Origin of the sequence: Cedecea sp. NFIX57 (assembly GCF_900177785.1) — a bacterium.
GTDB classification, from domain to species: Bacteria; Pseudomonadota; Gammaproteobacteria; order Enterobacterales; family Enterobacteriaceae; genus Cedecea; species Cedecea neteri_C.
In genome coordinates, this window is the sequence record NZ_FXAS01000008.1 from 171,324 (window position 1) to 195,433 (window position 24,110).

Here is a 24,110-nt window from a genome sequence, read left to right on the forward strand (position 1 = left end):
AAGAGCTTCTGTAATGCCCATCAGTCTTTAAGGTACTCGTCGGTAGATAACACAATCTCACCCATCAGCAGCTCTGCATGGGTGCTGGTGACAATTACCGAATGGTGAGGGTGAACATTTTCAGCCAACCACTGAATAAGTGGCCGTGAAGCCGTTTCAAAACTCTTTTGCCTAACTGCGGCCTTTTCTTCTGCGAAATAACCACCGCCCATGTTGTGCCACTGCCAGCACTTACCGAACTCACGATTCAGATCGCCATCATTCAGACCATCGATGACTGTCAGATCAGAAACCGCAGCTTCATGTTCAGGCTGGTAACCTTCGCCGATTGCCGTTTTGACGTATTCGAGCATTTCTGCCCGCGGCGGGTTCAGGTCCATCTCATCATCACCCTCGTAAACCGGCGTGCACACAATGCTGTCTACGGCATCTGCGCGAACGATTTTTTCCTCCACACCACACGGATCCGTCAGGAAATTAATATGCCCATCACGATGTGGGAGCGTAATCTTGTCACTGGAATAGCCCTCGTGCAGCAGCCTTTCAGGTACTGCAGTTCCCATAGAAAGGATTGAATTCTGTGTACGCTGATACAGTTTTACGTGCCAGTGCTTAATGTTCTTCATGGAATTAACCTTTTAGATGTGAGCCTGTCGCATGGCAGAGCCGCCAAGAGCGAACGGCTTGCCCAGGCTCACGACTGAAAGTCTCTCTTCGGGATGCGCATGCGAAGCGCAATAAAAAGCCCCGCTAGTGCGAGGCTCTGGTTTTCTCAATATCTCGTATTCCGACCAGTTGGTTATTCGCCTTGTCGATGGCAGCCAGCAACGGCTTAATCCAAAGCACCGTCTGGCAATAGGTCAGTCCGCCGGTGGCAGTGGGGGTAGCACCGGTTGGGTCAGGCTGGCCGGGATCGGTGTGCATTGCGCTGGCGCGTAAACGGTTCGTGTAGTCGAGCAGCCCACCAGCAACGTCAGCAGGAACAGGCAGATCACAGGTTTTGTCACGACGTAAAATCTCCCGGTATTCGATTACCGTCTTTTCCGCACCGGCATCAATCAGTGAATTGTTCCGGTCGGTGTAGTCGGCGATCTGATTGAAGCGGTTCATGTTGAAAGCCTGGGTGGCAATAACTTGCCGCTGGCCATCGACTTCTTGCTCTGCCTTTTCTGCTCTGATGCGCTGTTCGCTGATCTGCCCCAGAAGCACGAAAATAATGACTCCGGACAGCAGCAGCTCAACGCCCACAAGCAACCAAGTTTTCCGTGTCATTTACCCAGCCCCCAGCATGCCAGCTCAGATTCCTGGTCACGCCGTAGAACCTGCCCGTAGCAATTATTAGAGCGGATACGACAATCGCGGCCACCGTCATAGGTCCAGCGTTTTATCTCTGCGCATGCGCCGTGCCGGTCACCAGCATTGAGCTTTCGCCAGAACGTCGATGGCAGGCATTTGCCTGGGCCAATATTCCAGGGGCAGAAAGACGCAATACCGACCTTTTGAGGCTCAGTGAGCGGTACACGAACATTTTTTTCCACCCAGGCCAAAGCCTTTTCCTGTTCTGCTTTGTCGATTTTGTCGCACTGCTGGCGCGTCAGCTGCATGCCCTTAACAACGGGCTTGCCGTCAACGGGAGTCACACCGCCGCATATCGTCCACACGCCACCAGCATCAGCGTAAGCGACCAGGCTGGTTCCTTCTTTTTCATCCTGAAACTGACTCATGAGCACCGGCGCAGTGGCGCCAGCAGCTAACAGCCCAAGCATGGCCGCGCTGAGTTTGCTTTTCGTTGATGCCATGATTAGTTGTCCTGCGGTGGAGGGGTTACATAGCCCCGCGCCAAAGCGGCCTCATAAGCTTTCGTTTGGCGGCGTTTGAAGTAGAAATTAACGAAGAAAGTCAGCAGACCAATAACGAAGCCGCCGACAACGGCAACAAGGTTCCAGTCGAGGTCATGTATCCATTTTGCTATGCCACCCCAGCAAATGAGGCCGCCGGATGTACAGTACCCCGCTATCGATGCGATTTTGTCAGGCATAGTTCTGTGCATTCCACACCTCCGGGTTCGGGGTGTTGTGTGAGGGAAAGAGAAAAGGCCGCTCGTAGGCAGCCCTTTAAAGAAGAAAACCCGCACAGTTGGCGAGTTTCTATGCTGGATAAATAATTAATCAGACAAGCACAGCAGCAGGTGTCGCCCTGTCGATAGAAATATTGATTAGCTGTTTAATTGCCGCGCACACTTCGAAGAAACCACCCGGTTTTGGTGATACCTGTAGCTGCATGGTGTCTTCACCCGACCCAATGGATGCATAAAGGAACACATGCTCATATCGAAGGGAAATGCTAACACCATGCCTGTGGCCACCGGTCATTGGGGAATCATCCAGCGTTGTTGCAATCACAAAATTCAGGCTGTAATTTTCGTCCATCTGCAAGCGAGGGAGAGGAATTGCCTCAAACTTGTTAGGCGCGGACCACGTGCCTATTTCAACATAAGGATGAACCTTCCCCTGAGAGTCGGTCCATGAGGTGGCAGGAAGATACAGTGATTCGGCATATTCTCGCAGCAAATCACCCGCGTTATCCTGCAAGCGCTCCCGTAGCTTCCACTGAGTCTCAATTAACTTCAGGTGCTTCTCTTTCAGATCATTGAATGTCGTTTCCATGCCACCCACCAGACAATTTTTATACGGAATTAGCATGATAACGCACCTCACCTTTACCCACACAGTTTTCCAGATTAAAAGGCCTGAATTAAAACAGAAAAGGCTCACCGAAGTGAGCCTTGAGATTATGACAAGCCAGTTTGTTACGTAGTTTTGTCGCTGTGCCGGGTGCCTCCCGGTGAGCCGTTGGCTGGTCAGGCCGGGCTCGCACTGTTGACTTCAGGACATTACTGTTGACCATTTCGCCCCGCCGCACAGGGGGATTCACTGCGACGCAATAACCATATTCTTTATACTGTTACTGCCACAATACAGAGAAGATAAATTCGTGTTCACTATCAAGAAAAAAAGCCCGCAAAGTTAAGGCTGCGGGCATAAGTCATACATTGTACTGGAAAGCGCAGTCCTGACGCGCAACCGTGCAGGACACTTTAAATTATGGATACAGACCCGATAATTACCAGTCGTTATGTTAATTAATTGTTATCCACATCACGCATTCGGCTGAACACTAACCCCACGCTTCGAACTTGCCCGCACAAAGTGTTTTGGGGCCAGTGCTCATGCGAATGCGTTCTCCAGTCATCTAAGATTTATCATCCAGGGCAAAAAATGGGAAGTCTGCACGGAATTGCATCAATATTCTCTCGTACATCATCAGCCCGGCCATGAATGAAAGAATAAGTAACAGAGCAATCAACCATTTGCGCAATTATCCACTCCAGTCAGCAGCCTCTTCGTAGTAATGCGTGTCACGGAGAGTAGTTAGCTGTGAGTATAGATAATAATATATTATGCAACCACCAATTAAACACCCACCTATCACCGCAATCATCAGCATTTTTTTCAAGGTCATTATCTCGCTCGCATTTTTCTATAAAATGAAGCGTAGGTGGTTTTACATAAACGCCACATCAATTTGCATTAGAGAATAAAAATTATCTATGCGGGCATTCGGCTGAGCACTGTAATTCAGCGACAGGCCTGATACGGAGATATCAGTTAACCACTCAGTGCTCATGCGAATGCCTTAAAAAAAGCCCGGCCATTTCTGCACCGGGTCGCAAAGGGGACTTATTTTGTCACGCTATTTTTATGTGCCATTCAGTCTCATCGCAGACCTGATGGCTGTTATCCGGACCGGCCAGCAGGAATTTAACCTGCATCATCAGCTCAATCTTAGAGGTGGAAAGCTGAGGTAATAGTCATTATATGATGACCGTAGGGTGCGTGATGCCGGGTGCCTCCCGGTGAACCAGGAAAGTCAGCACCGGGTTCGCTCTGCTACACAACAAGGTATTCATGTAATAAACACACTGCATCTGACTTAGCCCCTCCGCACAGGGGGATTCATCACGCATTGAAATCTGACCCGCCAACGAGGACTGGACCCTCATACCCTCAGCTTACTATCCCGATGAGCTAGTGGCGGTTGGTGCACTGTGCTGGAGTCGAACCAGCGGCCTTTGCCTCCGGAGGGCAACGCTCTGTCCGGCTGAGCTAACAGTGCCAAAAAACTGGCATATTACTGTGGGCTGGCAGGTGCCAAACATTCATTGTCAATCGGGTAGGAGTCCAAGGAAGATTGATTCAATGAATGCTTTTTAGTCGCTTTAATCACCGCATGTAAACCAAAGCAATCTGGCACCTGCTGCCCGTGAGTAAGTATCGCCCTGTGGCCAACTACAGGCAAACGTAAAAACCTTGTGCTTTTTCAAGGTTTTTCGAATCTGCAAAACAGGCTTTGTCTGAAACGACAAAGCCCCACCATTGCTGGCGAGGCTTCGAAGGTTAATTACTTGTGGACATGACTTCCCATAATTTGAAGCTTACACGCCAGAGTTATGCAAAGTCAAGCCCCGCGCTTCGATTATGGTCACATTTGTTGCGAACTAGTCATTTTGCGTCGCTTTCTGGAACGCAATATCCGCTTTCTTCTCTTCGGTTAAGCACTTCTTCACCAGCCCTTCATAAAATCGCTTCCAGTTCCGTGACCAGGAAGACTGGTGCAGGTCCGGCAGACGTTTCAGTATTGCCCGGTGAACGGTGGCAGACGATACCGCACTGTAACCATTCCCCGAGCAACGCTCGCAGGTTTTAAACACCGGTGCGCCATGCTCTTTTGTCGCTTTGCGATCCAGCACCTCACCTTTCCCGCCGCAGCGACAGCGAGCGCTAATTTTCCCCTTCCCTCCGCATACATCACACTGAGCCGGGACTATTTCGGTTACTTCCTGCCAGCACTCCCAGTCAGAAGGACGAACGGCGCGGGAACGGCTGGCCCAGTATGGCGCTTTACCCCAAGGGTAAGTCACCTTTCTGGCTTGCTGCGTTCGGGTGGTTCTGCCTGTGCCGCTGCAGGTGATGCAGGTGCCACTACTTGCCGCTGAGCGAGAGTATTCAGCGAAAGCAAATTGGGCCAGTACCATCATGCACCAACCGAAATCTGCACCAGCAGTTTTTCGCAAGTTCGCTGGTGCGGTTTCCATCGCATAGCCATAGAGCGCCTGCGTAGCCTGCTGTTCATCCGATTTGCTTACACCTGCTTTTCCCATGTATGCAGCCAGACCGAAGCGGGCACGGCTACTGGTAGAGCCCAGAGCGGCCATGATATCTGTGCCGGTGATCCGGTCCGGTGAGGTGGATTTAGCCGAATCTGTGTAAGCCAGCCCCTGCGGGCTGAAGTGCTTCAGGGATGCTTCAAGTTTCATTCTGGGTACCTTTCGCGTGACCGGACACATTTATTATCCCACTTAACGCAATAAACGGCCAGGTCATTGCACATGATGAAACATCACTTTGCTTCATGCTTTCCAATAAGATTGAGGTACACTTCATCGCTGTCTGCATCCATACAGCCCTGATGCCGTTCGCTTTTGAGATACCACTTCAATACCTCGAAGGCTTCATCCCGGCTTACCGGCCTGATTGTCTCCAGCTTTTTATCAAGCCAGTTTTGCCTTTCACTGACCGGCCCCTCGCCGTCATCATAGGCATCCGGGTTTATTTCTTTTCTGGCAGCGCTCCTCATACGATAAACCCAGTCCCAGTACTGGAATTCCCGCACAACATCAGACAGGGTATAGGGTTCAGGCAGGACATCCGCCATGGCTTCAAACGCTTTGTCCGTCCTTAAATCGTACATGTCCAGTAGACGGGTCCCGCCGATACTTCCCCGTAGCTTTTCCTCTTCCGTCCAGCCGTAATTGTCGTCGTAAATCCACCCCAGCGCATCCTCCAGCATCTGCTCTGGTGGTGTAAGCTTGTGATAAATCTCCTCATAGCTTCCAAACACACCGCGAACCTCTGCCGCGCGGGCGGCCTGCTCTCTCGCGTTTTTGATGTAGTGTTGCGGGTCATCCATCATCATCGTGCCAAAGACGATGCTGAAGCTATTAACCCCGTTTTCCTGCAGGTATCGGGTATAACGCGTTTGGGCGTCCTTTGGCGCTATAGTCAGCCTTTCAAGCGCCGTCTGAGCCGCCTCAAGGTGGGCGGGTTCATTAAGTTTTATTACCTCCAGAACCCACAGATAAGCGTCCGTCTGTTTGTGCCCGGTAATGGTTCGCTGCGGCGGTAGCGGCTTCACCGTCGCCAGTTCCATGCTGTATTTCGGCTCAGGTATCGTGAAGAGCACCCGGTGTTCAGGGTTATCGCGAAACTGCCCCGAACGACGGCACAAACTTTTCACCGTATTGATGTTGACCCCGGTTGCCCGGGAAATGGTTTTGTATCCCATGCCTTCACGTTTAAGGCGAAGGATGCTTTCTTTTTCTTCAGTATTCATCTGCACACCCGGTGTTATCCATGCAAGGCGGGCGAACCCGCCTCAGGCTTCATCAGAACGGCACGTCGTCTGAAAATTCTCCAGAACCTGCCGGCGGTGGTTTTGCACCCCCGGTATTCGCTGGTTTTCTTGCGCCGCCTCTGACCGTCCGGGCGCTGATGACCGACTCCGCCACCAGGGAATATCCGCTCTGGGTGGTGCCGTCCTGCCCGGTCCATTGATTTACCTGCATGGCACCAGCGACACTTATCAGGTCCCCCTTCTGTTGACGGGCAAGCAAATCAGCCTGCTTACCAAATGCTGTGATGCCCAGCCAGAGCGTGGTTTCACCGTTATCTGATGCGCGGCACGGAAGAGGCACCGCCATTCGGGAATACGCCATACTGGTTCCATTGCCTGTTGTTTTGGTCTGCACATCCGCCACCAGGCGGCCATGCGCTGCAAGTTGCGCTGTCATACTGTCTCTCCTGTGCCATTACTCTTCATCGTCATCAACCGCCATGCTGAGCACGACGAAGCGATGTTGCTTGCCGTTATGCCTGAGTGTCTTTTTGGTGAGTCCTTTGTCGGGTTTATCCAGCATGCCCGCCTCGGCCAGCACCTGGGCAAAGGCGACATAGTTTGCACCTGCAGCGATTTCATCCCGGAAAACTGACGGCCAGGTATGAAACGCCACGGTATCGTTTATCTGGCTGGTGACACGGTACCCAGCCAAATCCTTTATTGGCAGGTCGCGAGGATCGGAATCGGGGTAAGGGAGATAACGGCTGAATCCGAACTTCTGAAGAAACGCCTCCGCCTGCTCAACCCACGCTTTGGCCTCCCGGTTACCAAGACCAAATTCACCTACCCAGGCATTGAAACTGTGCTGGAGCGCATCCCGTATTTCCGTCTCATTCCATCCGGTCAGGAAAGAAGTAAGCCGCAGCGCAGCCTCCAGAATGGCGAAACGGGAACCTACCCGGCGAACCTGTTCACTGGCTTCTGATGGCAGTAATGCCGCCCAACGGCGTTCTGCATCACGCACCGCGCCCGTTGCTTTTCTCCGGTGTCCACACAACCATTTGACCCATTCTCTGCCTGCGGCACCGTAATGGTTCTGATAGGCATCCTTCATCGCATCAGCGTGAGCTTTGCCATCCTTTTTGCCGTGAAAGACCGTCGCGCGAGTGATGGGAACATTAAGCAGGCGCACCAGTTGTCCGGCATTAATCTTGCCGCCGTCAGCGCGAATGTAACTTTCAAGGTCAATTTCGCCGGTGCTGAAGGCCATGGCTCGCCAGCGTTTCAGATCCCGGTTGCCGCCCTCTTTTGCCCCCTGAATTTTTCCCACACCGTTAAACAGAGCGTATGCAGATTCCGCCACAGCACGGCGATTGCTACCCTGGCCGATTTCATCCAGGGGCATAAAGCCGTCATTATGTGCAGCAGCTTCGTTGACCAGACCCAGCGCGGTTGAATACCAGGTGAGTTTCAGGGCATCCGGACAGCCCCACACGCTGCTGGCGGCATTTGCTGTGGTCGTTTTACCTGCCGATGAGCCACCAAAGAGGTGAACCCCAAAACCATCCGCACCAGCCAGCCCAATAAGTGGAGCTGCAAACGAACAGGCAATCCCCAGCATCATAGAGGGATTACCACGTGCCAGCGCCGCGACGTTCTCACGCCAGCTTTCCAGCGTGCCTTTAACCTCATACCCTTTCGCAGTTGCAGATCGGCCATTAAACATGACGGGTTTCTGAGGTGCGCCGATAACAGAGCCATCCGGCATGATGTATGCCCCATACTGCCAACCTGTAGCACCCGCAATCGCCCACAGATCGCGATTACCACTTCTCTGCAGATGGTCAGCCAGGATCGATTTCAGCCCGTTTTTAGAGGTGACCAGCACGCCACCTTTCTTAATACGCGCCCACCCCTCACGTTCACCGATATCACACAGCGGAACCGCTTCTGAACGGGTTTCACGCGTCCCTTCCGGCGTCCAGGAAAGGATGAGGTAGCGCTCCGTCTCGTCCTCGCCAACACCCACGACCTCAATATGGGTTGACAACCAGGTTTCTTTCTCCACGATTTCCCCGGTATCTTTATCCGCTTTTGGCTCTATCCACCACAGACCACCGTGACGACTGTCTACGAACGGGCGCAGATCTTTTGTGTTCCCCGCTGAAGGCGGCTTCTCTTCCGGGGAATACAGGCTGCTATAAAATGCTTTTCGGGTAGCGTCCTCACCATGCGCCTGTCGATAATCATCCCAGTCGGCCTTTTGCTCACCAGGTGGAAGCGCCACCTCGCCTTTTGCCGCTACGGCGGCTTTTTCTGCGGCTATCCGGCCGGTGTTCTGCTTCAGCTTTCCGTGCTCATCCCGTTCCCCCGGCTCATGCCAGTCGTTGTCAGCGGCAATGATCAACCGGGCTTTGGGGTATTTTTGGCGAATCAACTGGGCAACTGGCAACAGGTTTCCGGCATCGATAGCGGCGATGGCCAATGCGTCGGGCAGCATCAGGCTGACTGAAAGCGCGGTAGCCAGCCCCTCGGCAATAACTATCGTTTCCGGCGTTTCGCCGGAATTAACCGCGTAGAACGAGCCTTTCTTCACTGTTCCGGCCACCAGCCGTTTACTGCCATCGGGTTTAATCACCTGTGCGCCTGTCGTTGCGCCAGCGCCGTTTTTCAGCACCAGCAGCAGCGAGTCATCGGACAGCAGCGGGAAGGGGCATTGAATCCCCTTCGATGTGAGGTAGGCAGACTGCCCCGGTTCAGATTTAGCCAGCAGTTTTTCCACTTTGTCGCGGATATTACATGAGGCTTCTGGCACCGGATGCTCAGCGACCCTGTGTTCAGGGAACGGGACGGACAGCACATCTGCGACCGCTCTGGCGGCAGTGGTGGCATCGCAGTTCTGCATTTTGCGCACCAGTTCCAGTCCGTCGCCCGCGCCGCACTGGTTACAGATATGGCTTCCCCGGTCATTGTCATCGAACCGGAAGCGATCTTTACCGCCGCAGGCCGGGCACGGCCCATGCATACCGGATGTGCGCGGCAGGTCAGCGCCCAGCGCCTGAAGAATCTCAGCCCAGTGCCCGGCAGCAGAAGCCGTAACATCACGAATAAAATCAATATTGCGCATTGCTACCTCCGCAATTTGCAGAAAATGGTTCACCACAACCGAAACGACTCATGAATACATCTCCAGTCCAAACGGGTTACCCACAGGGTTTTTAATGGCCGCTGATACCGCTTCTTTCATAACTTCATGAATAAAATCCACGCCGTCCGGCATTAAGCGGCTTTTATCTTTACTGAGCATCTCCGAATACGTTTCGCTGAGCAGGGTAATACCTTTATCAGCACCGTATTTCTGGATACATTGCATCTCGAAGGTGTGAATCAGGCACTTGCACACCGCGTGTTCACTCAGGGAACCAATAACCACCGGCTTACGCCCGGCGAGAATATTCAGAACCGGCAGCCCCTGATGTCGCTTTTTACAATATTCAACAAACGCCCCTGCAATATGCTTTCGATTTAATTCCAGTGAGTTTTTCGCGACTGACATAAATAAACCCTTCCCCTTATTCAGGCCGAGCGGATCCCCGGCCTGATGGCAGTTAATTTCTTTCGTGAATGGCGATGATATTCCGCCAGCGGTATTCAGCTATTTTTTGGCGGCAGTTTTACGTACCCTGAGCTCACATTCTGCGTTCTGCGCATTTTCGTTCAGCGCGCATACGATTCGGGGCAGATGCATCAGCGATTCGCCAAGGTCACGCAAATCACTCATCGCCTGACTTTCATCGTAGTCTTTGCTCGTGCTGGCCCAGAACGCCAGACTACCCATGGCGCGCATACCGGACAGAATGCCGCTGACTGCAGCATCGCAATCACGTGAAATTTCCTTCAAGGTCTCAGCCTTCAAATCCCTGAGGTTATCCAGTGAAAGATGGTGGTAGATATCAGTCATTGGTCTTCTCCTGCGCCTGCCGGGCGATATCCTCAACCACAGACATAAGTTCAAGTGAAAGCTCAGTTTCTTTATCATTGCCGGTGAGGAACTGCGCCGCCGCGGCGATGGCTTCGATTTTTACCAGGGCATCCACCGCCGCCAGATAATCAGGCTTATGCATACTCACCTCCGTACAGCCCAGTCAGATCCACACCGTGCACTGCCAGCCAAGCTTCACGGGGCCATGACTTCACAAAGCCAAACTGATTGTCCGGCACCTTATGCGGCTCCATCCCATTCTGCTCGCACCATTTTTTGAGTGGACGCCATGGGTATTCGGTATCCGTGATTTTCTTCACGGCCTTCACCGTCGCATACTTCTCGTGCTCACCCAGACGCTCGGCCAGTTGTTTCGATTTGCGCACGGCGGCAGATGCAGTTGCCATCGCAGTCGCTTCCCGGCGGCTGCCGATCTCTGCCTTGGTACGCTCAGCCTCGTCAGCGCGTTTCTCAGCCTCAAGACGCCCCTGTTCAGCGTCAATTGCCATTTGAAGGATTTCGAGACGGCTCAGATCGCCCGGAGACGATAAAGCACCTCGACGGTTGAAATAGAACTCAGTCAGGTCGTTGAAGTAGTCCCATGCCTGATCAGTTTCCAGTATCTTCGCGTGGTTGGCTGCGCCACGTTCAGTCCACAGAGTTAGCGAACGTGCTTTGGGTGAAATTTGCACACCTCTGAATGAGTTGCGCAAAATTTCAACTTCTTCGCCAGAAAGCCTGAAGTAATGCTTACCTTCAACAAAGCGTGATTTGTTACGGTTATAGTTGTTGATAATCATCTGTTCGCTGGCACCATAACCCGCAGCCATCTGCTCAGTGGTCGCCACGCGCTGCCCGCGATATTCGATGATTTGCAGGTCACGTGCTGCTACTGGTGCCAGTTCAGTTTTCTTAGTCATTGCTTTTCTCCCGCTCAAAATATGACGCCACACCGTCAGCAAAAACGCTTTTCATCACATCAAGCCCTTCTTCGCTGATTTCATCCCCGTCCAGGCAGATATTCAGCATGTGGATGACAAATGCCCTTCCCGTCAGCCCCGGATATTCCTTCTCTGCCGGGTTAACCAGGCCTTTGTGAATACAGGTTGCCGTCGAAGCTTCTTCCAGCATGACCTGAACACGCTGACCATTTTCAGCATTGACGAAGGCAACGGGTCTTCCGCTGTCTTTCATCACGTGGCGGATGTACGCCTTAGCCAGTTTCTGGCAGAGACTGTCCGTGTACTGCTTGTATGATTCAGCCATTGCACACCCCATGTTCAGGCTTAACCGTGGATACTTCGCCAGCATCTAACTCGTTGACCAGCGCCTGTGCATAATCAGAAGCAATATTAATCAGCACAGGGATGAAGCGTTTGCTGTCCTCTGCTCCACTGATAGCCAGATGATCGGCGCAGTGAAGTAAGTCGGCCAGGCGTTGAGCACGAAGAAGCGCGTTGTCCCTGGTGTGGTAGGTGAAATTACGCATGGCTCACCTCGTCAGATTCGGCAGGGCGTTGTAATAATCCAGCCCGAAGCGCCAGCTCAATGAAGGTATCGAGGGACAGCGCATCCTCATCTTCACGCAGCAGGCGTTCGCTGGTTACCACACCATTTTCGATGGTGGTCAGAACGCGGATTTTGTGGTTTTGGGGTAAGTGTGAGTTATGCATGGCGCACCTCCGGAGAGGAGATACGGGAATATTGCGGACTTCGGGTAGGGATAGTAGCCATAGTGGCAGCCTCCGATAACTGGGAATATATCCCACCACCGGAAACGCCAATTTCGCTGGTGGTGAGCTGTGCAGGGTTGGCGTAACCGGCGTTATCGGAAACCGGCGCTTCGTGAGAAGCCCCCACACAGCCCACCATAATTTGGATGTGACTGTGTTGCGACAATAAAAAAGACGCTGGCGCGTCGTGAGTCGCCGATAACATATCCGGGACGCCAATCCCGACACCTGATTTTGCAGATGCGGAAAAAGCATAAGCCCGGATACGCAGGCGACGCAAGAATAATTTATGCATTGCATACCCCCTGTGCAGGCAGACTGGCAGATGGTGAAAAATCTGATACGTCGATCGCCATCACGGCCCAGATCATTTTTGCGTCCGGGTCAGTCCAGGGGGTAACTAACTGGCGGTCAGTCCGTATTTTGGCCGCGAAGGTCAGGTTCCAGTCGGGGAAAGCTTCACGCGCTTCAGCTTCAGTTGTGGCCTGAGTGCGCAATAAGGTGGGTAAACATCTGTCATTCTCACGGGTTCCGAGAAACAGCCATGTAAATGACGGGCGAGTTTGGGTACTATGTTGATATGCCATAGTGTAAGCCTCAGTTACATTGTGGTTAGACGCCCCGGTAGTGTTCCCGCACACCGGGGCGTTGTTGCATTGATATCGTGAAACAATCTCAATGTGTTTAAACAGATTAGTGATAATGCTTAAACAAGTCAACCACTTTTGTTTAAACACTTTTCCTTTTGAAAGCTTTCCTGTAACCTTCACGATGTTTAAACAACCATGAGGGCTGAGCATGGCTAAAGGCCACATAAACAGCAAAACCATATACAAAGGGATTCGGTTCCCACACGATTTGGCTAAAAAGATCGACCAAGGCGTAGAGAAAGCGAAGAAGCAAGATCCCAGCTCGAGTTTTACAGCATGGGTATTGGATGCTTGTGAGTCTAAAATCGCCTTAAGCAATCCCAAGCAAGACGCAGACTGAACCGAAATTTTGGCTGAGTAATCCACCCAAAGGGCAGCGCCGCGAACGCTGCCTTTTTCTTTGTGAATACCGGGTGTGTGCGTAGCAATAATCATGATCGCACCTCCACCACCCCGGCGCGGGCGACAACCAGCAGCTTATCCAGATCCACCAGGCAACCGGCCATATTTTCAGCAGGCACCGATGCCAGATTGCGTCCGCCATGGCTGAGCATGATATTGTGCGCCGTCATGCCAAAGCCATTAGTGGCGCTGAGTTGAATCAGAGTGTTTTTTGCAGCAGACAGGATGTCCTGCGGTGTCATTGAAGCGAGGATATCCGGCGTGTACTGCGTTTCGGCAGCCTGGACAACATCTAAAATATCTATATTTTTCAACTTATTGTCTGAAACACTCGATTTGACCGGTTCATCAATTACTAAATTGACTTGTTTTGCTGTGTATCCCTGCACTCGCTTACCATTAACGCGGGTGCGGATTTTTCTCAAAAAACAGATGTGGTCGGCATAGACCCAGAGGTAACGACCATCGACCGCAACACGTTTAAAGGCAAATCGCTCTGTTTCAGACGCCTGGACAGCAACCTTTTTATCTATTTTGTTCAGTGAGATAGCTGAAACACTCGATAATAAACTCTTATCTTTTTTACCTGACCGATAAATCCAGAAACGCTCATATTTTCCAGTAATCTTACGAGTCTGAATTTGGCGATATCCACTCCGCCGCATGAGCAAGCCAAATTCGTGAGTAGTGCTAACAACCAGTGACAGCTCGTAAGTCGATTCACAGGACCATCCGCGATCCAGGCATGCTTCTACCAGTGATTTATGAATATCCTGGTGCAAAACCATGTAATGGTTTTCGTCTTTAGGGTTTCTGAATATGTAGTACCCATGGAACGCTTGCTGCTTGTCTTGCAGAGGGATTCTGTATGCGTGGGTTGACAGACGAGCACCGTTGCTGCGATGGGTATATTCGATCAGCGCCCCGGAACGGTGCAGGATTGCGAAACACAAATCATCTATCTTGTGTGCGTGCACGCCACGAGTCATGACATAAGTCTCTAGTGGGCGTTTGCCTTCCAGTTGGGCATGGTAGTCGTCGCTGGTGGCGTACATTCCCTCAAACCCCTCGTCGTAATCAGCCTCACGAACCGACACACCAGACTTGGCCCACACCAGCCCACTGCCGTTATGACGCAGGCCCAGATCGGTAAGCGTGTAATCCCCGTTGTTGATGGCCGTCCAGTTACCTGAAATAACCTGGCGGCGGATCTCCTGAACGTTTGGCATGGTGTTGGTCATGCTCCACCTCCCAAACTCTTAACAAGCCAGCGCTGTGCCAGTTCGGTGAGTTTTGCTTTACGCTCATCGGTGTCCGCGTCCAGATCCAGCAGAGTACAATCACGACTTTCCAGATAAGCCAGCAGCGCCAGCTGATCGGCATTCATATGGTCGCGCACCTGCTTAGCCGGAATGCCTTTCTGTCTGGCCCACACTGGCGGGTGCATTCCCAGTACCAGGCGATTCAGAAGCGTGCATTCGTTGCTGTAGGCAAAGCCGTGCTGCTTGTCTCCTGTGCGTTCGATATAGCCCTTCATCGCATCGGCCATGCTTTTGTGATCTTCGCAGGCTGCCACGCGATTCTGGCGCCAGGTGTTGAGTGCTGCCTGATGTTCTTCCGGGGCTACACGGCGCAGGCGTTCTTCGCAGTCGATGAAGTACTGGCGAGCCATCTTGCCTTGAGCGTTGCGCTCAACCATCGAAAGCTCTTTACCCATATTCAGGCTGACAATGTAATCGTGCTCGACTTGTTGGCGAGATTTTGCGCTCCCCCGTTTTGGGGTGCTCAAATCTTCAACAATTACGTAATCAACCCCTTTAACAAACCCATACTGTTTGATGCGTGCTTTCATCCAGGTGGTAAAATCGCGCCCTACAGCCAGAAACGTATGCAGCTTACGACCGCTTACAGACTGAATTTCTTTCCCTCCGATATTGCTCATGATTACAGGGATCCGCGCAGCAAAATTATTACTGGAATTATCCGTCTGGCTGGTCTTAGGGTGAGTCTGTCCCTCCCCAGCAAAGGGGCTTTCTTTAAGTTTCATTGGTTATTCTCTGTTTAAGCGGATTTGCGGCTATAAGGGTTGTTGACGTTCTCTACTGCCGGGGGATTGCGTACCCACCAGAGAACATCAGAAAGAAGCCAGGCGCAGCTGTTACGGCCAAAATGACAGCGCGGAGGGAAGCGGCCCTGCTGCTCCATCTTCCAGCGGCTGGAACGGGAAAGGCTGGTGATTTCGCTGCATTCATCTTCACGAATACGACGATCGAACTTGAAGCCATACTCCTCCAGAAGGGTTCGGCGTTGATCGGGGCTGGGTGGGGTAAATTTTGTCATTGCGCAGCATCTCCGCGACGTTTTGCCAGCCAGTGGTTAATTTCCACGGCATCAAATGCAGTAACGTTATTGGTGAGTTTAACTGGACGAGGTAATGTGCCATTTTTAACCCAGCGATCTATGGTTGGCATTGAGACACCCAACAACCCCGGAAGTCGGAAGCGGCGGATATACCCAGTAGTAGGAATGGTAGATTGTTCAGTCATGTTCCCGTAACTCCTGTTGATAGCGGTTGACGTTACGGGAACAAAGTTAGCGATTTGATAGGTGATGGATAAGGCACAGTAGTTCTACTGTACCTGTACAGTTAAGTTACTCTACCCCTTGCCGTTAGCAGCGGATCTTAAATGTTTTAGAATTACGTCTTCGTTAGTAATGGTTAGGGGTGGTATCTCATCTTTATGAGCGAGAATACAATCCCGCCACTTCTCAGGGCTTATCTCTTTGCGTTCACCCCGGCACTCATCAGGGTATTTTGAAAGCAGGCATATTGCAGATTTAAATAGCTTTTCCCTGTTCGTTGCGTGGTGCTCAGCAATGTGATTAACCTTTTTTATTTCCTGCATCAAATCAGTATTGGAGGAAATTCCACGTCGAGCACTATCTGGGAGCTCGCTGTAATCACCATTATATTTTAGCAATTCTCTTACTTGGTCCGATGTTATCCATAAGTCATTTTCAGTTATTTCGATTTCTGGATATTTCTCTTCATAATTTTCGTCATCTTCTTCGCTATCGCAAATATCATCATGATTTAGCGATAAAGGAATTAAACATAGAGCGGGTGTGCTTTCGTCAGTACGATAAAGCCCCAAAGACCCCCATAAAAGAGAAGATTTCCCATAGTTCAATACCGAGTTTATTACTGGCAGTTGGGGAACCCATAAGCCGAAGGCTCTGCCTTGATGGCTTTGTGATTTTTCACTAGAAGTACTCCCGTCAGCTAGCTGAGACTGATAGAACCACGGATGGAAAATGGTGTCATCGTTTTCTTCATCGTAAGAAACTCGGTCAATAGCGAATGATGTATATTTTGATATATTGTGAGCAAATGCTAGAGCGCTATTGTTAGTACTTAAAGATAAATACCAATCGCTAAGTTCATTTGCATTACCTTCAATCCATAGGACTGATTTTAATCCATCCAACCTAACGCATAGGGTTATTTTCTCAGATACAGCAAGGCTTAGTAAATCATCAGTACTAACACCTAAAAAATCAGCAGCCCTTTTTATGCGGCAAAATGAAAATGGTATTTTTGTAGTGTCAGACATATGCCACCTTTAAGCATTTTACCTTAAAAAATGAATGAGCCAGGCTGTAAGGTTTCCCGCTTTTCACCCCATCGAGCTAGGCTCAATCTGTTCCTATGATAGCTTATGCGCTTTCTTGATTGGAGTCACGATGTAATCCTTGCTGGAGTTGTTAGCGAGCAACTCTAAGTGGTCATACCATTTATTCAGTGCATCCAGTTTTTCAGGCAAATACAGGCTACGGTTGTAAATCGCCATAACGCCCGGCATCGAATGCCCCAGCAGTTGCTCAACAACATGCGGAGCGATACCCATATTGTTCATATGCGTTGCGAGCGTTCGTCGTAGATCGTGCAACGTCCAGGGCTCAGAATGTTCCAGTTTTTTATAAATGCTACGCCCCCACTGGCTAACGGCTTCGCTTTTCTTTACCGTGCCAAGCAGATATCCGGAAGATTTTGTCTCGTCATGCAACTTCTCAATGAATGGGCGCATGTCATCAGGAACAGGCCGAACAATTTTTTCACCGCCCTTACTGTGTTCTTTTGGAACAGTCCAGATCCATTCCTCCATGTCCCATTCGCGCCATTCGGATAACCTGGCTTCCTGGGTTCGGCATCCAAACACAGCGACAATTTTTAGCAAGTTTGTATAGTAAGGCATTAAGTGCTCGCCAGAGGTAATGGCATTCCACAAATCACCAACCTCTTTATCGGTCAGAACTCGGTCTTTTTTTGCCTGTTTTTTACCAACGTCAGGTATGGCGAGATCTTCAAGAGCGTTGCTTATCGCGTACCGACGAACCCGACAGAACTTTAACGCCTGCTTGCACATCTGGAAAACATAACCAGCGGCCACTGGCGTTTTACGCTTCATTCTGTCGAAGCATTCCAGCCAATAGCGGGTTTCACAGTCTGAAAGAGCCATTTGCCCTATATACGGATAAATATGCTTCTCCAGCTGAACCTTATGCCTCCCTACGTTTGCTCGGTTATCTTCGGCATACTCTTTTATCCAGTACTCGAGAGCTTCACGCACAGTAACCGGCTTAAGCGTTTCACTTCTGGTCAGTTGAAGCTGATGTTTTGGATCCTTGCCTTCAGCCAGCCAGGCACGACACTGATCCCGTAGACCACGGGCCTGCTTTATTGTCACATCTGGGTATTTGCCAAGAGTCAATCTCGTTGGCTCACTATCTCGCCCACCGATCCTATACCGGAAGAACCAACTGATAGCACCGGTTTTAGTTATACGAACCATCAGCCCGCCACCATCAGACAGCTTGACCTCTTTGTCAGAACTTCCACCCAGCAACGACCTCAACTTCCTGTCTGTTAGCTTATTCAGCCCCTGCGCCATACCTACCCACCGCTATTTAGAATACCAGACACAGTACAGGTCGGTTTTTTACGTGCAAAGTCGGTTCATGGTAGGTTCATTATTTATACTTAACTTATTGATAAGTACATATACATATATAAAAAACCGACCAAACCGACCGAACCTACCTGTTTTTCTCGCACATGAGAGACACTTAATAAGAATATATATAGCCCAAGACCATCCAGCACAGATCCGCAATCTGGCTGGCTACGTGCCCCACCATGTGCCCCACATTTCTTTGCATAGCAGCATAAACAACAAAAAACACTGGAACAATACACAGTATGAGAATTAACATATCAATATGATTTTAAAAAGAATATGGATAACACGGCAGAACATGAAAACACTAAATTGAACAATACGGCATGAACTGATACTAATCAGTTAGTGTTGTGAAAAGGCGCGACTCGGCATGGGAAAGCGCCTTTTCTCTTTTCTGCCCCCGAATCTGACGTTTTTCCTCATCATTCATCGCTGCATCGCCCTTTCCTTCACTTTGTTTACACTTCACACGCTTTGCAATTATTCCCCGATCCTGTGGTCTGAGTCGCAGTGGTAAAATAGCCACATTCACACCGGTGCAGCATCCGTGAAAGCTTCGTACCTTTATGGGCACCTACGAGAGCAATCCCTGTTCCGGCGTTTGGTAAAACCGAGGTTCAAAATGACTAAATTCATCGCCGTCGCATTGCTCACTACTTTTCTGGCTGGCTGCGCGACCGATTCTCCTTGCGTACCGGTCTACGACGACCAGGGGCGCCTGGTGCACACCAATACCTGTATGAAAGGCACCACCCAGGATAACTGGGAAACCGCTGGCGCGATTGCCGCCGGTACAGCTGCCGTGGCAGGCGTAGCCCTGGGTATCGTAGCACTCACCAAATAAGTCCCCCCTCTACTAAAGCGCGAGGCTCTCGCGCTTTTTTGTTTCTTCTTCCTGCAACACCTGAATCATTTTGCTCTGAAATGCGCCGTTTGTTGCAGGCCTGCACTATTTCGGCGCATTTTTTTGCCCATATCTTCACTGCTGTCTGCCTTCTTCTTCATAAGACGCCCCCGCAAAAACCTGGCATCCCCTTTGCTTTAAAGACTATGACTCGGGCATTTGCCACGAATACGGATCTGGCGCCTCTCGGATGCCATTTCGCCAATAACGATAATTTTGCCACTCAGGATGCATTTATGAAGAAGATGATGATCGCCACTCTGGTCGCTACCGGTACTCTGTTTGCGATGGCTAATCAGGCTCATGCAGGCACCACGCTGGATGCCGTCAAAAAGAAGGGCTTCGTGCAATGTGGGATCAGCGATGGTCTGCCGGGCTTTTCTTACGCTGACGGCAGCGGCAAGTTTACCGGTATCGACGTGGATGTTTGCCGTGGTGTTGCAGCGGCTGTCTTCGGCGATGCTTCCAAAGTCAAATACACTCCGCTGACCGCAAAAGAGCGCTTCACGGCGCTGCAGTCCGGCGAGGTAGATATCCTTTCCCGTAACACCACCTGGACTTCCTCCCGCGATGCGGGCATGGGGATGGTGTTCACCGGCGTGACCTATTACGACGGCATCGGCTTCCTTACCCACAATAAAGCGGGCCTGAAAAGCGCTAAAGAGCTCGACAGTGCCACAGTTTGTATTCAGGCAGGGACCGACACCGAGCTGAACGTCGCCGACTACTTCAAAGCCAACAAGATGAAGTACACGCCGGTCACCTTTGACCGCTCAGATGAATCAGCCAAAGCACTGGAGTCTGGACGCTGCGATACCCTGGCTTCGGATCAGTCTCAGCTCTACGCCCTGCGCATCAAGCTTAGCAACCCGGCCGAGTGGCTCGTGCTGCCAGAAGTCATCTCTAAAGAACCCCTGGGGCCTGTTGTACGCCGCGGGGACGATGACTGGTTCTCCATCGTGCGCTGGACGCTGTTCGCCATGCTGAATGCTGAAGAGATGGGCATTAACTCTAAAAACGTCGACCAGATGGCTGCCAACCCAACCACGCCGGATATGGCGCACCTGTTAGGGAAAGAAGGTGATTTCGGCAAAGACCTGAAGCTGGATAACAAGTGGGCCTACAACATCGTTAAGCAGGTCGGCAACTACGCAGAGATTTTCGAGAGCAACGTCGGCGCCCAAAGCCCGCTGAAAATCAAACGCGGCCAGAATAACCTGTGGAACAACGGCGGGATCCAGTACGCCCCACCAGTTCGCTAAGCGAAAGACCAGAACAGGGCACTGCCCATTGCGGTGCCCCAGATTTATGTTCCTGTTACTGAGGTTTGCTTATGCGTCATCACCGCCCAGTCGTGAAGGCCGACTTATCTTTTTCTAATCCCTCGGTTCGCGCCTGGCTGTATCAAATCGTCGCCATCACCTTTGTTATTGGCGTGGCGGTTTATTTGATTCACAACACCATTACCAACCTGGACAGCCGCGGTATTACCTCCGGTTTTGCCTTTCTCGATCGCGCCGCCGGGTTTGGCATCGTCCAGCATCTGATTGATTACGATCAGGGAGATACCTACGGCAAAGTCTTTGTTGTTGGGCTGTTGAATACCCTGCTGGTGTCTGTCTTGTGCATTGTATTCGCTACGTTTATCGGCTTCTTTGTCGGCCTTGCACGACTCTCTGATAACTGGCTGGTGCGTAAACTCTCTACCTTTTATATAGAGACGTTTCGCAACATCCCCCCACTGCTGCAAATTTTCTTCTGGTACTTTGCCGTCCTCCGTAATCTGCCGGGCCCACGCCAGGCTTTGGATGCCTTCGGCCTGATGTATTTGAGTAATCGTGGCCTGTCTCTTCCGGCTCCGATTATGGGGGAAGGCCTGCTGGCATTTGCGGTTGCCATTCTGTGTGCGCTGGTCGTCTCTGCAGGCCTGTATCGCTATAACAAAATGCACCAAATGAGAACCGGGCAGATTCGTCGTACCTGGCCCGCGATGATCGTCTTGATCGTTGCGCTCCCGCTGCTGGCGCATTTGATCTTCGGGGCAGCCCTTCATTGGGATATCCCAGCTCTGCACGGCTTCAACTTCAGCGGTGGGATTGTCCTTATCCCTGAGCTTGCCGCTTTAACGCTGGCGCTGTCGGTTTACACCTCGGTCTTTATCGCGGAAATTATTCGCTCAGGTATTCAGTCCGTCCCCTTTGGCCAGCATGAAGCGGCTTTGTCCCTGGGTCTGCCTAAGCAGGTCACGCTGCGCCAGGTGATTGTGCCCCAGGCGCTGAGAGTCATCATTCCGCCTTTGACCAGCCAGTACCTGAACATCGTCAAAAACTCTTCCCTGGCAGCGGCCATTGGTTATCCGGATATGGTGTCTTTGTTTGCCGGCAGCGTGCTGAATCAGACGGGCCAGGCAATAGAAACCATCGCTATCACGATGTCCGTTTATTTGCTTATCAGCCTGGTTATTTCGCTGCTGATGAACGTCTATAACCGCCGCATTGCCCTGGTCGAGCGTTAAGGAATGTCGATGACTAAAGTTTTAACGGCGCACAGCGCCCGCCCGGCAGGCAGCCACCCGGCGCGAATCTGGCGCTGGATGCGTAAAAATCTCTTCTCCAGCTGGCTGAATACCCTGCTCACACTGCTTTGTCTTGGGCTGATATGGACACTTATCCCTCCGCTTCTCGACTGGGCTGTTTTCCAGGCGAACTGGGTAGGTGAGACAAGAGCCGACTGTACTCGGGGAGGGGCATGTTGGGTCTTTATCCACGACCGCTTCGGGCAGTTTATGTATGGACTTTACCCTCACGAATTGCGCTGGCGAATCAACCTTGCACTGATCATTGGGCTACTTTCCGTAGCCGCAATGTTCTGGAAGTCGCTTCCTCACCGTGGTCGCTATATCGCCGCCTGGGCCGTGACCTATCCGATTCTTGTTTGGGTGTTGATGTACGGTGGTTTCCTGGGGCTGGAACGCGTGGAGACTCGTCTCTGGGGCGGATTAACGCTCACGCTGATCATTGCTTCTGTCGGCATCGCAGGCGCGCTACCGCTGGGTATTGTGTTGGCACTTGGAAGGCGCTCACGCATGCCGGTAGTGCGAATGCTCTCGATAATGTTTATCGAATTTTGGCGTGGCGTACCGCTTATCACGGTGCTGTTCATGTCTTCCGTGATGCTGCCGCTGTTTCTGCCGGAGGGCACCACCATCGATAAACTGATTCGGGCATTAGTTGGGGTGATTTTGTTCCAGTCAGCCTATGTGGCTGAGGTGGTTCGTGGCGGACTGCAGGCTCTGCCCAAAGGGCAATATGAGGCCGCAGAGTCATTGGCGCTTGGTTACTGGAAAACGCAAGGGTTGGTGATTTTACCTCAGGCCCTGAAGTTGGTGATCCCAGGCCTGGTGAACACGATTATTGCGCTGTTTAAAGATACCAGTCTGGTGATCATCATCGGCCTGTTCGATCTGTTCAGTAGCGTTCAGCAAGCCACTGTCGATCCGGCCTGGCTGGGGATGTCGACAGAAGGCTATGTCTTTGCCGCTATCGTCTATTGGATTTTCTGTTTCAGTATGTCGCGCTACAGCCAGCACCTGGAAAAGCGCTTCCACACCGGCCGTACGCCGCACTAAGGATTATCATGAGTAAAATGACATTGCAGGCTGCCGATACGATGATCACGTTGGAAAATGTGAACAAATGGTACGGACAATTCCATGTTTTAAAAGATATTAATCTTAATGTGAAGCAAGGCGAGCGTATCGTACTGTGTGGGCCATCAGGCTCCGGGAAATCAACGACTATTCGCTGTATTAACCATCTTGAAGAGCATCAGCAGGGGCGTATTGTCGTTGACGGCACAGAGTTGAATGACGATCTCCGCAATATAGAAAAAGTACGTACCGAAGTCGGCATGGTCTTCCAGCACTTTAACCTGTTCCCACATTTAACGGTCCTGCAGAACTGCACCCTGGCTCCGATTTGGGTGCGTAAGATGCCCAAGAAAGAAGCCGAAACAATGGCGATGCATTATCTCGAACGAGTGCGAATCGCTGAACATGCGCATAAATTTCCGGGGCAAATATCCGGTGGCCAGCAGCAGCGTGTGGCCATTGCCCGCTCGCTATGCATGAAGCCTAAAATCATGCTCTTCGATGAACCAACGTCTGCGCTTGACCCAGAAATGGTGAAGGAAGTGCTGGATACCATGATTGGCCTGGCTGAATCCGGGATGACAATGCTGTGCGTGACTCACGAAATGGGGTTTGCGCGTACTGTTGCCGACAGGGTTATCTTTATGGATCGCGGAGAGATCGTAGAACAGGCACCGCCTGAGGAGTTTTTTGCCCATCCGAAATCGGAAAGAACGCGAGCTTTCTTGTCTCAGGTTATCCATTAAACGACAAAGGCCGCCGACGCGGCCTTTTTTATGCTGTTTTACAGATGTAAGAAAACAAAAAGGCCACCTGCTAAGGTGGCCTTGATGCTTTATTTGATGCCTGACAGTTCCCTACTCTCGCATGGGGAGACCCCACACTACCATCGGCGCTACGGCGTTTCACTTCTGAGTTCGGCATGGGGTCAGGTGGGACCACCGCGCTACGGCCGTCAGGCAAATTCTTTTCTACGTGCCGAACTTTAACCTAAAAAGTGGTGCTGATACCCAGAGTCGAACTGGGGACCTCACCCTTACCAAGGGTGCGCTCTACCAACTGAGCCATATCAGCACGCTTAATTTGATGCCTGGCAGTTGATGAACTTTCGTTCACCCTACGGGCCGCTGCTTCGCAGCGTTCAGACTCACCTTTCGGTTCGTCAGTCCTACTCTCTGAGAGTAGTGAACTGCCTCATATTACTACCATTACTGCTTAATTTGATGCCTGGCAGTTCCCTACTCTCGCATGGGGAGACCCCACACTACCATCGGCGCTACGGCGTTTCACTTCTGAGTTCGGCATGGGGTCAG

At 51.4% G+C, this 24,110-nt stretch carries 29 protein-coding genes, 2 tRNA genes and 2 rRNA genes; 5 read left to right on the forward strand and 28 right to left on the reverse strand.

Features of this window, described 5'->3' with window-relative positions; all coding sequences use genetic code 11:
• Positions 1–20: 20 nt before the first annotated feature.
• The 25 genes from B9Y90_RS26425 to B9Y90_RS09240 form a co-directional block, all read right to left on the reverse strand.
• Positions 21–626 carry a hypothetical protein gene (locus tag B9Y90_RS26425; RefSeq protein ID WP_139827374.1) on the reverse strand — a complete coding sequence of 202 codons (606 nt, stop codon included), beginning with the start codon at positions 624–626 and terminating at the stop codon, positions 21–23.
• A 124-nt stretch (positions 627–750) separates the two neighbouring features.
• Positions 751–1,272, reverse strand: coding sequence for a hypothetical protein (locus tag B9Y90_RS09125; protein WP_085541027.1), 522 nt, complete (start codon positions 1,270–1,272; stop codon positions 751–753).
• Positions 1,269–1,799, reverse strand: a complete 531-nt coding sequence (locus B9Y90_RS09130; protein WP_085541028.1) for a lysozyme — start codon at positions 1,797–1,799, stop codon at positions 1,269–1,271. The genes B9Y90_RS09125 and B9Y90_RS09130 overlap by 4 nt, the downstream gene beginning before the upstream one ends.
• Positions 1,800–1,801: 2 nt before the next feature.
• Positions 1,802–2,050: a class II holin family protein gene (locus B9Y90_RS09135; protein ID WP_023331998.1), complete on the reverse strand. Its 249-nt coding sequence runs from the start codon at positions 2,048–2,050 to the stop codon at positions 1,802–1,804.
• A gap of 118 nt (positions 2,051–2,168) precedes the next feature.
• Positions 2,169–2,702: a hypothetical protein gene (locus B9Y90_RS09140; protein ID WP_085541029.1), complete on the reverse strand. Its 534-nt coding sequence runs from the start codon at positions 2,700–2,702 to the stop codon at positions 2,169–2,171.
• 1,397 nt (positions 2,703–4,099) lie between these two features.
• Positions 4,100–4,176, reverse strand: a tRNA-Arg gene (locus tag B9Y90_RS09145).
• Between the two features lie 382 nt (positions 4,177–4,558).
• Entirely contained in the window at positions 4,559–5,377 is an 819-nt protein-coding gene (locus B9Y90_RS09150) for an antitermination protein (protein WP_085541030.1), read from the reverse strand.
• Positions 5,378–5,460: 83 nt separating this feature from the next.
• A complete protein-coding gene (locus B9Y90_RS09155) occupies positions 5,461–6,453 on the reverse strand; it encodes a hypothetical protein (RefSeq protein ID WP_085541031.1) in 993 nt (330 codons plus the stop codon).
• 52 nt (positions 6,454–6,505) lie between these two features.
• Positions 6,506–6,910 (reverse strand): single-stranded DNA-binding protein, encoded by a 405-nt coding sequence (locus tag B9Y90_RS09160; RefSeq protein ID WP_085541032.1) that lies wholly within the window; start codon positions 6,908–6,910, stop codon positions 6,506–6,508.
• An 18-nt stretch (positions 6,911–6,928) separates the two neighbouring features.
• Complete coding sequence (locus B9Y90_RS09165; protein WP_085541033.1) at positions 6,929–9,583, reverse strand: TOPRIM and DUF927 domain-containing protein; 2,655 nt, start codon at positions 9,581–9,583, stop codon at positions 6,929–6,931.
• A gap of 48 nt (positions 9,584–9,631) precedes the next feature.
• The gene (locus tag B9Y90_RS09170; RefSeq protein ID WP_085541034.1) at positions 9,632–10,012 is read right to left on the reverse strand and encodes a hypothetical protein; all 381 of its coding nucleotides are present in this window, start codon (positions 10,010–10,012) and stop codon (positions 9,632–9,634) included.
• A gap of 99 nt (positions 10,013–10,111) precedes the next feature.
• Positions 10,112–10,417, reverse strand: coding sequence for a hypothetical protein (locus B9Y90_RS09175; protein ID WP_085541035.1), 306 nt, complete (start codon positions 10,415–10,417; stop codon positions 10,112–10,114).
• Entirely contained in the window at positions 10,410–10,580 is a 171-nt protein-coding gene (locus B9Y90_RS26900) for a hypothetical protein (protein ID WP_176227856.1), read from the reverse strand. Before B9Y90_RS26900 ends, B9Y90_RS09175 begins: the two co-directional genes overlap by 8 nt.
• Positions 10,573–11,358, reverse strand: a complete 786-nt coding sequence (locus B9Y90_RS09180; RefSeq protein WP_085541036.1) for an ORF6N domain-containing protein — start codon at positions 11,356–11,358, stop codon at positions 10,573–10,575. The genes B9Y90_RS26900 and B9Y90_RS09180 overlap by 8 nt, the downstream gene beginning before the upstream one ends.
• Positions 11,351–11,704, reverse strand: coding sequence for a hypothetical protein (locus B9Y90_RS09185; protein ID WP_085541037.1), 354 nt, complete (start codon positions 11,702–11,704; stop codon positions 11,351–11,353). The genes B9Y90_RS09180 and B9Y90_RS09185 overlap by 8 nt, the downstream gene beginning before the upstream one ends.
• A complete protein-coding gene (locus B9Y90_RS09190) occupies positions 11,697–11,927 on the reverse strand; it encodes a hypothetical protein (RefSeq protein ID WP_085541038.1) in 231 nt (76 codons plus the stop codon). The genes B9Y90_RS09185 and B9Y90_RS09190 overlap by 8 nt, the downstream gene beginning before the upstream one ends.
• Positions 11,920–12,111 carry a hypothetical protein gene (locus tag B9Y90_RS09195; protein ID WP_085541039.1) on the reverse strand — a complete coding sequence of 64 codons (192 nt, stop codon included), beginning with the start codon at positions 12,109–12,111 and terminating at the stop codon, positions 11,920–11,922. The genes B9Y90_RS09190 and B9Y90_RS09195 overlap by 8 nt, the downstream gene beginning before the upstream one ends.
• Complete coding sequence (locus B9Y90_RS09200) at positions 12,104–12,466, reverse strand: ash family protein (RefSeq protein ID WP_085541040.1); 363 nt, start codon at positions 12,464–12,466, stop codon at positions 12,104–12,106. The genes B9Y90_RS09195 and B9Y90_RS09200 overlap by 8 nt, the downstream gene beginning before the upstream one ends.
• The gene (locus tag B9Y90_RS27550; protein WP_254902688.1) at positions 12,459–13,256 is read right to left on the reverse strand and encodes a host cell division inhibitor Icd-like protein; all 798 of its coding nucleotides are present in this window, start codon (positions 13,254–13,256) and stop codon (positions 12,459–12,461) included. The genes B9Y90_RS09200 and B9Y90_RS27550 overlap by 8 nt, the downstream gene beginning before the upstream one ends.
• Entirely contained in the window at positions 13,253–14,464 is a 1,212-nt protein-coding gene (locus tag B9Y90_RS09215; protein WP_085541043.1) for a hypothetical protein, read from the reverse strand. Before B9Y90_RS09215 ends, B9Y90_RS27550 begins: the two co-directional genes overlap by 4 nt.
• Complete coding sequence (locus B9Y90_RS09220) at positions 14,461–15,270, reverse strand: antA/AntB antirepressor family protein (RefSeq protein WP_085541044.1); 810 nt, start codon at positions 15,268–15,270, stop codon at positions 14,461–14,463. The genes B9Y90_RS09215 and B9Y90_RS09220 overlap by 4 nt, the downstream gene beginning before the upstream one ends.
• A 14-nt stretch (positions 15,271–15,284) precedes the next feature.
• Positions 15,285–15,563 carry a helix-turn-helix transcriptional regulator gene (locus B9Y90_RS09225; protein WP_085541045.1) on the reverse strand — a complete coding sequence of 93 codons (279 nt, stop codon included), beginning with the start codon at positions 15,561–15,563 and terminating at the stop codon, positions 15,285–15,287.
• A complete protein-coding gene (locus B9Y90_RS09230) occupies positions 15,560–15,769 on the reverse strand; it encodes a helix-turn-helix transcriptional regulator (RefSeq protein WP_079911532.1) in 210 nt (69 codons plus the stop codon). The genes B9Y90_RS09225 and B9Y90_RS09230 overlap by 4 nt, the downstream gene beginning before the upstream one ends.
• A gap of 111 nt (positions 15,770–15,880) precedes the next feature.
• Positions 15,881–16,837 carry a hypothetical protein gene (locus B9Y90_RS27275; protein ID WP_254902690.1) on the reverse strand — a complete coding sequence of 319 codons (957 nt, stop codon included), beginning with the start codon at positions 16,835–16,837 and terminating at the stop codon, positions 15,881–15,883.
• Positions 16,838–16,930: 93 nt separating this feature from the next.
• Positions 16,931–18,175 (reverse strand): tyrosine-type recombinase/integrase, encoded by a 1,245-nt coding sequence (locus B9Y90_RS09240; protein ID WP_085541046.1) that lies wholly within the window; start codon positions 18,173–18,175, stop codon positions 16,931–16,933.
• A gap of 691 nt (positions 18,176–18,866) precedes the next feature.
• Here B9Y90_RS09240 and B9Y90_RS09245 point away from each other — a divergent pair.
• The 5 genes from B9Y90_RS09245 (at position 18,867) to B9Y90_RS09265 (ending at position 23,543) form a co-directional block, all read left to right on the forward strand.
• Positions 18,867–19,088: a putative periplasmic lipoprotein gene (locus tag B9Y90_RS09245; protein WP_039288243.1), complete on the forward strand. Its 222-nt coding sequence runs from the start codon at positions 18,867–18,869 to the stop codon at positions 19,086–19,088.
• Positions 19,089–19,384: 296 nt separating this feature from the next.
• A complete protein-coding gene (locus tag B9Y90_RS09250; protein WP_085541047.1) occupies positions 19,385–20,410 on the forward strand; it encodes an amino acid ABC transporter substrate-binding protein in 1,026 nt (341 codons plus the stop codon).
• Between the two features lie 71 nt (positions 20,411–20,481).
• Complete coding sequence (locus B9Y90_RS09255; RefSeq protein WP_085541048.1) at positions 20,482–21,663, forward strand: amino acid ABC transporter permease; 1,182 nt, start codon at positions 20,482–20,484, stop codon at positions 21,661–21,663.
• A 9-nt stretch (positions 21,664–21,672) separates the two neighbouring features.
• Positions 21,673–22,776: an amino acid ABC transporter permease gene (locus B9Y90_RS09260; protein WP_085541049.1), complete on the forward strand. Its 1,104-nt coding sequence runs from the start codon at positions 21,673–21,675 to the stop codon at positions 22,774–22,776.
• A gap of 8 nt (positions 22,777–22,784) precedes the next feature.
• On the forward strand, positions 22,785–23,543 hold the full coding sequence (locus B9Y90_RS09265) for an amino acid ABC transporter ATP-binding protein (RefSeq protein ID WP_085541050.1): 759 nt from the start codon (positions 22,785–22,787) through the stop codon (positions 23,541–23,543).
• Positions 23,544–23,641: 98 nt separating this feature from the next.
• Here B9Y90_RS09265 and rrf (B9Y90_RS09270) read toward each other — a convergent pair.
• From rrf (B9Y90_RS09270) to rrf (B9Y90_RS09280), 3 genes are all read right to left on the reverse strand, one after another.
• Positions 23,642–23,757: ribosomal RNA gene (gene rrf, locus B9Y90_RS09270) — 5S ribosomal RNA — on the reverse strand.
• A gap of 38 nt (positions 23,758–23,795) precedes the next feature.
• A tRNA-Thr gene (locus tag B9Y90_RS09275) sits at positions 23,796–23,871 on the reverse strand.
• 151 nt (positions 23,872–24,022) lie between these two features.
• Positions 24,023–24,110, reverse strand: a 5S ribosomal RNA gene (rrf, locus tag B9Y90_RS09280); the annotation flags it as partial.

Coding starts and splice junctions, on each gene's coding strand:
- B9Y90_RS26425 (WP_139827374.1), bottom strand. CDS start 626: ATGAAGAACATTAAGCACTGGCACGTAAAACTGTATCAGCGTACACAG.
- B9Y90_RS09125 (WP_085541027.1), bottom strand. CDS start 1,272: ATGACACGGAAAACTTGGTTGCTTGTGGGCGTTGAGCTGCTGCTGTCC.
- B9Y90_RS09130 (WP_085541028.1), bottom strand. CDS start 1,799: ATGGCATCAACGAAAAGCAAACTCAGCGCGGCCATGCTTGGGCTGTTA.
- B9Y90_RS09135 (WP_023331998.1), bottom strand. CDS start 2,050: ATGCACAGAACTATGCCTGACAAAATCGCATCGATAGCGGGGTACTGT.
- B9Y90_RS09140 (WP_085541029.1), bottom strand. CDS start 2,702: ATGCTAATTCCGTATAAAAATTGTCTGGTGGGTGGCATGGAAACGACA.
- B9Y90_RS09150 (WP_085541030.1), bottom strand. CDS start 5,377: ATGAAACTTGAAGCATCCCTGAAGCACTTCAGCCCGCAGGGGCTGGCT.
- B9Y90_RS09155 (WP_085541031.1), bottom strand. CDS start 6,453: ATGAATACTGAAGAAAAAGAAAGCATCCTTCGCCTTAAACGTGAAGGC.
- B9Y90_RS09160 (WP_085541032.1), bottom strand. CDS start 6,910: ATGACAGCGCAACTTGCAGCGCATGGCCGCCTGGTGGCGGATGTGCAG.
- B9Y90_RS09165 (WP_085541033.1), bottom strand. CDS start 9,583: ATGCGCAATATTGATTTTATTCGTGATGTTACGGCTTCTGCTGCCGGG.
- B9Y90_RS09170 (WP_085541034.1), bottom strand. CDS start 10,012: ATGTCAGTCGCGAAAAACTCACTGGAATTAAATCGAAAGCATATTGCA.
- B9Y90_RS09175 (WP_085541035.1), bottom strand. CDS start 10,417: ATGACTGATATCTACCACCATCTTTCACTGGATAACCTCAGGGATTTG.
- B9Y90_RS26900 (WP_176227856.1), bottom strand. CDS start 10,580: ATGCATAAGCCTGATTATCTGGCGGCGGTGGATGCCCTGGTAAAAATC.
- B9Y90_RS09180 (WP_085541036.1), bottom strand. CDS start 11,358: ATGACTAAGAAAACTGAACTGGCACCAGTAGCAGCACGTGACCTGCAA.
- B9Y90_RS09185 (WP_085541037.1), bottom strand. CDS start 11,704: ATGGCTGAATCATACAAGCAGTACACGGACAGTCTCTGCCAGAAACTG.
- B9Y90_RS09190 (WP_085541038.1), bottom strand. CDS start 11,927: ATGCGTAATTTCACCTACCACACCAGGGACAACGCGCTTCTTCGTGCT.
- B9Y90_RS09195 (WP_085541039.1), bottom strand. CDS start 12,111: ATGCATAACTCACACTTACCCCAAAACCACAAAATCCGCGTTCTGACC.
- B9Y90_RS09200 (WP_085541040.1), bottom strand. CDS start 12,466: ATGCATAAATTATTCTTGCGTCGCCTGCGTATCCGGGCTTATGCTTTT.
- B9Y90_RS27550 (WP_254902688.1), bottom strand. CDS start 13,256: ATGATTATTGCTACGCACACACCCGGTATTCACAAAGAAAAAGGCAGC.
- B9Y90_RS09215 (WP_085541043.1), bottom strand. CDS start 14,464: ATGACCAACACCATGCCAAACGTTCAGGAGATCCGCCGCCAGGTTATT.
- B9Y90_RS09220 (WP_085541044.1), bottom strand. CDS start 15,270: ATGAAACTTAAAGAAAGCCCCTTTGCTGGGGAGGGACAGACTCACCCT.
- B9Y90_RS09225 (WP_085541045.1), bottom strand. CDS start 15,563: ATGACAAAATTTACCCCACCCAGCCCCGATCAACGCCGAACCCTTCTG.
- B9Y90_RS09230 (WP_079911532.1), bottom strand. CDS start 15,769: ATGACTGAACAATCTACCATTCCTACTACTGGGTATATCCGCCGCTTC.
- B9Y90_RS27275 (WP_254902690.1), bottom strand. CDS start 16,837: ATGTCTGACACTACAAAAATACCATTTTCATTTTGCCGCATAAAAAGG.
- B9Y90_RS09240 (WP_085541046.1), bottom strand. CDS start 18,175: ATGGCGCAGGGGCTGAATAAGCTAACAGACAGGAAGTTGAGGTCGTTG.
- B9Y90_RS09245 (WP_039288243.1), top strand. CDS start 18,867: ATGACTAAATTCATCGCCGTCGCATTGCTCACTACTTTTCTGGCTGGC.
- B9Y90_RS09250 (WP_085541047.1), top strand. CDS start 19,385: ATGAAGAAGATGATGATCGCCACTCTGGTCGCTACCGGTACTCTGTTT.
- B9Y90_RS09255 (WP_085541048.1), top strand. CDS start 20,482: ATGCGTCATCACCGCCCAGTCGTGAAGGCCGACTTATCTTTTTCTAAT.
- B9Y90_RS09260 (WP_085541049.1), top strand. CDS start 21,673: ATGACTAAAGTTTTAACGGCGCACAGCGCCCGCCCGGCAGGCAGCCAC.
- B9Y90_RS09265 (WP_085541050.1), top strand. CDS start 22,785: ATGAGTAAAATGACATTGCAGGCTGCCGATACGATGATCACGTTGGAA.